Genomic DNA, 3,596 nt, shown 5'->3' with positions numbered 1-3,596 from the left:
CATCCCGACCGGGCGCACCAACCCGATGTACAACTTTCCCGACCATCTTGCCGGCATCGCCACTTACAACGACAAAGCCCTGGCGGTCTTCACGTTTCGCTCGCCCTGGATCGAGTACGACTATCACGACCTCGATGGGCAAAAGCGGATCCTCGCCGGCGCTTTTGCGGGACACACCGAATGGCGCATCCCCGAACTCGTCGACGCGGCGCTGGCCGATCCGGAACTGTACTTCGACTCGGTCAGCCAGATCCGGATGCCCGTCTGGCACCGCGGCCGGGTCGTCCTGGTCGGCGACGCCGCGCACTGCACCTCCAACCTGACCGGGCGCGGCACCAGTCTGGCACTGACCGGGGCCTGGTTTCTGGCCCAAGCCCTGCGCGATCGCCCCGACGACATCACCGGGGCCTGGGAGCGCTACGAGCAGCACCAGCGACCGCTCGCCACCACAATTCAGGCGATGGCGGCACCCGGAGGCGACCGGCTGGTCCCGGCGACCCAGGAACAGATCGATGCCCGCAACCGCGCCTTCCGTACTGGGCACTAAACGCGGACGGCCAGCTCCAAACCCGTCTCGAGCGGCAGCGCCGTGCTGATGTCGTCGTTCTCCGGGGCACGCATGTAGTCGAGATAGGCGTGATCGGGATCCAGGTTGACGTTGTCGCCGACGATCAGCGCGCCGGGCGCCAGCACCGGTTCACGTAGCTTGACCACCTGACGATCCACGTCGGGCCAGCCGTCGAGCAACACGAATCGTGACCAGAAGCCGTTTGCCCGCGCGGTCGCCCGCGCGATCGCACGCGGAGAGCTACCGCCCGGCGCGGACGTGGCTATGCTGGCCCAACGGCTGGTCGGACCGCTGCACCACCGGGTGATCGTCACGGGTGAGGTAGTCGTCGACAGGTTCGTCGACGCTCTCGTCGACGCCGTGATCGCGTATCCGAGATGACGTGCGGCGGCACAGATGAACAGTGTCCACCCGGCGAACGTTGGTCGCTAGGTCGCCTGCAGGGTCAGCGGCGGTCCCGGGTCGGGTGACAGCGGCACATTCTCTCGCTGCATCAGCCAGCCCGCGATGTTGTGGAACAGCGGGGCCGCTGAGTGCCCCGGCGAACCGTCGGGGTTACGGTCCGGGTTGTCCATCATGATGCCGATGACGTAGCGCGGATTGTCGACAGTGGCCATGCCGGCGAAGGTGATCCAGTAGACGTCGTCGAAGTAGCAGCCGCAGCCCGGGTTGATCTGCTGGGCGGTGCCCGTCTTGCCTGCCATCTGGTAGCCGGGCACCGCGGCCGCCGACCCGGTGCCCTGCTGGTAACCCATCGGATCGCGCTGTACCACCGCTCGGAGCATGTTCCGCACCGTCTGGGCCGTGTGCGGCGACACCACCCGGACGCCTTCGGGGCGCGGCTCCTCGGTGCGGGTGCCGTCGGGCGCGATCGTCGCCTTGACGATGCGCGGCGGGATCCGCAGCCCGTCGTTGGCGATCGCCTGATACATACCGGTCATCTGCAGCAGAGTCATCGAAAGGCCCTGACCGATGGGCAGGTTGGAAAAGGTGCTGCCCGACCACTGGTCAATCGGCGGTACCAGCCCGGCGCTCTCGCCGGGCAGTCCGACGTTCGTGCGCTGTCCCAGCCCGAACTTCTCGACCATGTCGTAGAAGCGCTCCGGGCCCACGCGCTGCGCCAGCATCAGGGTGCCGACATTGGACGACTTCCCGAACACGCCGGTGGTGGTGTAGGGCATCACGCCGTGTTCCCAGGCGTCGTGCACGGTCACCCCGCCCATGGTGATCGAGCCGGGCACCTGCAGCACCTCGTCGGGATCGGAGAGCCCGTACTCAATGGCCGACGAGGCGGTGATGACCTTGTTCACCGAGCCCGGCTCGAAAGGCGAGGACACCGCCGGATTGCCCAGCTGCCGATCGCCCTGCCGCCCGATGTCCTGGGAGGGGTCGAAGGTGTTGTCATTGGCCATGGCCAGCACCTCGCCGGTTTTGGCGTCCAGGACGACGGCCGAGACATTGTGCGCCCCGGACACGTTCTTGGCCTGCTGGACCTGCTGCTGCACGTAGAACTGCATGTCGTCGTCGAGGGTCAGCTGCACGGTGGAGCCGTTGACCGCGCGGTGCCGGTTGCGGTAGCTGCCGGGGATGACGACGCCGTCGGATCCACGGTCGTAGGTGACCGAACCGTCGGTTCCGGCGAGTTCGGCGTCCATGGACTCTTCCAGTCCCAGCAACCCATGGCCGTCCCAGCCGATCCCGCCGACGATGTTGGCCGCCAGCGATCCGCCCGGGTACTGGCGCAGGTCCTGTCGTTCGGAACCCACCTCGGGGTACTTGTCGGAGATCGCGCCGGCAACGGCCGGGTCGACGGCGCGGGCCAGATAGACGAACGACTCGTCGCTTTGCAGTTTCTTCAGCACGGTCTGCTGGTCCGGCTTGTTGCTCAGACGCGCCGAGACCTCCTTGGCGATGTCACGCAACCGCTGCTGCGGGTCGGGAGCCGACGAGTTCTTGGCCTTGGCCTCCTCCAGCTGTTTGCGGATCCGCTTCGGCTGGAAGGTCAAGGCACGCGACTCGATGGTGAACGCGAGCTGATCGTTGTGGCGGTCGATGATGCTGCCGCGCGCCGCTTTCTCGACGTCGGTGACCCTGAGCTGTCCGGCCGCCTGAGCGCGCAACGCCGGGGCATCGGTCACCTGCAGGACGAACAACTGCGCCGCGACGATCAGCGTCATCACCAGGATGACCGCGTTGCCGGCGCGGTGCCGGGCGACGAACGACGCGCCTCGCGTCCCTACCTCGACGAGCTGACGCGTACGCCGCGCCCGCGCCGAGTGGCCGGCCGGGAGCCCGCCCGGCCCGGAAACCGCTCCAGATTTGGCGCCGCCCTTGGACGTGCGGAATCGCGCGGGTTCTCGCGCGTCCCCGGCCTGGGGGGCTTTGCGCGCCGCGCCGGCTCGCTTAGGCTGCCGGGGCTCTTTGTCGGATCTGCGGGGACCACGGCCCGGTCGCGCCGAGTGCGACCGGCTGGTCCGCCCGGGCTCGCCGCCGCTCATCCGGGCGCACCCGGAGTCGCGACGGGAGGCGCGAACCGTCCCGCGGTAGCGGGCTGCGGAACCGGGGCGCCGGGGACGGCGGGAACCGCGGCCTGCGGGGCTTCGGGCGCCGTGCCCAGTTGCAGCGGAACCGCAATCTCGGCGGGCCCCGGAGCAGGCACGGGCACACCGGGGGCCGGCAACCCTGGTGTCGGGCCCGCAACCGCCGGCTGCCCGGGCGCCGCGACCAACCCCGGGGGTTGCCCGGTCAACGGCACCCCCGGCATGCCGGGCGGCACCGGCGGCGCGGCGGGCAGGTGCTGGCCGCCGACGGTCGAGGAGCCGTCCGGGACGCGCAGCAGAATCTCGGGTCCAGGCCGCGCCGGCGACGCCGGGTCGCCGGGGACCGGCTCTATCCGGACCGGGACCTCCGGGGACTGCTCCGGCCGCGGGGCCGGAGGGCCCTCGTCGGGAAGCTTGGCGTTCAGCGGCGGCGGCGGAACGCCGTCGGCAGGTTTGGGTGTGCCCACGACCACCCAGTTACCGCCGGG

3 protein-coding genes and 2 pseudogenes are annotated in these 3,596 nt (G+C 69.6%); 2 read left to right on the top strand and 3 right to left on the bottom strand.

Annotated features, from left to right (window positions below):
* Positions 1-547 (top strand): FAD-dependent monooxygenase (locus AC2VOK_RS11295; RefSeq protein WP_428900549.1); only part of this gene is annotated, 547 nt, incomplete at its 5' end.
* On the opposite strand, the gene AC2VOK_RS11290 is transcribed toward AC2VOK_RS11295, so the two are convergent.
* On the bottom strand, positions 544-750 hold the full coding sequence (locus AC2VOK_RS11290; RefSeq protein ID WP_428900548.1) for an O-methyltransferase: 207 nt from the start codon (positions 748-750) through the stop codon (positions 544-546). The two genes, AC2VOK_RS11295 and AC2VOK_RS11290, sit on opposite strands and share 4 nt — an antisense overlap.
* Before the next feature lie 4 nt (positions 751-754).
* On the opposite strand from AC2VOK_RS11290, the pseudogene AC2VOK_RS11285 reads away from it, so the two are divergent.
* Positions 755-949 (top strand): annotated as a pseudogene (locus AC2VOK_RS11285) (TetR-like C-terminal domain-containing protein); the annotation flags it as partial.
* A 47-nt stretch (positions 950-996) separates the two neighbouring features.
* On the opposite strand, the gene AC2VOK_RS11280 reads toward AC2VOK_RS11285, so the two are convergent.
* Together AC2VOK_RS11280 and AC2VOK_RS11275 are read right to left on the bottom strand one after the other, a co-directional pair.
* Positions 997-3,066 (bottom strand): peptidoglycan D,D-transpeptidase FtsI family protein, encoded by a 2,070-nt coding sequence (locus AC2VOK_RS11280; protein WP_428900547.1) that lies wholly within the window; start codon positions 3,064-3,066, stop codon positions 997-999.
* Positions 3,063-3,596, bottom strand: a pseudogene (locus AC2VOK_RS11275) (hypothetical protein); the annotation flags it as partial. The pseudogene AC2VOK_RS11275 and the gene AC2VOK_RS11280, both read right to left, overlap by 4 nt.

The organism is Mycobacterium sp. TH-M116 (genome assembly GCF_057473685.1).
The sequence above is the reverse complement of the archived record's forward strand: the minus strand, read 5'-3'. Positions and strand labels throughout refer to the sequence as shown.

Bases quoted from the DNA above. Each gene is read 5' to 3' on its own strand.
- AC2VOK_RS11280 (WP_428900547.1), bottom strand. From the start codon at position 3,066: ATGAGCGGCGGCGAGCCCGGGCGGACCAGCCGGTCGCACTCGGCGCGA.